At 49.3% G+C, this 572-nt stretch carries 1 protein-coding gene; it reads left to right on the forward strand.

Features of this window, described 5'->3' with window-relative positions; translation table 11 throughout:
* Positions 1-2: 2 nt before the first annotated feature.
* On the forward strand, positions 3-152 hold the full coding sequence (locus tag SB775_RS27345) for an Asp23/Gls24 family envelope stress response protein (RefSeq protein WP_410864274.1): 150 nt from the start codon (positions 3-5) through the stop codon (positions 150-152).
* The last annotated feature ends 420 nt before the right edge of the window (positions 153-572 follow it).

The following is a 572-nucleotide window of genomic DNA, read 5'->3' on the forward strand; positions in this document are numbered from 1 at the left end:
ATATGCGAGTATCTGTGCAATACGGAGCGCCGATTCACCAAGTGTGCCACACGCTGCAGGAGAAGGTTAAGGAATCTGTAGAAGCATTGACAGGCCTTTTCGTGGAAGCGGTGAACGTCCGCGTCGAGACCATAGAAATCAAAAATCCATAAGCTAGATCGAGTCAATGGAAATGGATTCGCCTTCGCTTTCTAACGATATAATAAAACGACCTGCGTGGCTGGCAGGTCGTTTTTCATGTGCGCCCAGCATGGGCGTTATCTCTAGGGTTAAAGTCCCGAATGGTGAAGGCAGTAGTAGCCATTAGCCTAAGACAAGGGTGTCCACCGTGAGGTGGAATCTGAAGGAAGTTGGCGGCAAACCTCCGGTCTGAGGAACACGAATCTCATATGAGGCTAGCATTCGTTGGATGAGCCTGCATGTCAAGGTAAAGTCCTTACTGCCAAAGGCGAATGAGAGTAAATGAGGCAGATAGATGGAGGGGAAGATAACGCTCTTACCTGGGGAGACCTGACCGAAACGCCATGCTCACATGGTAACCTTCTTTGAAAGGAGAAGCTGAACGATCAGGA

The sequence above is a fragment of the Peribacillus sp. SIMBA_075 genome, assembly GCF_046534585.1.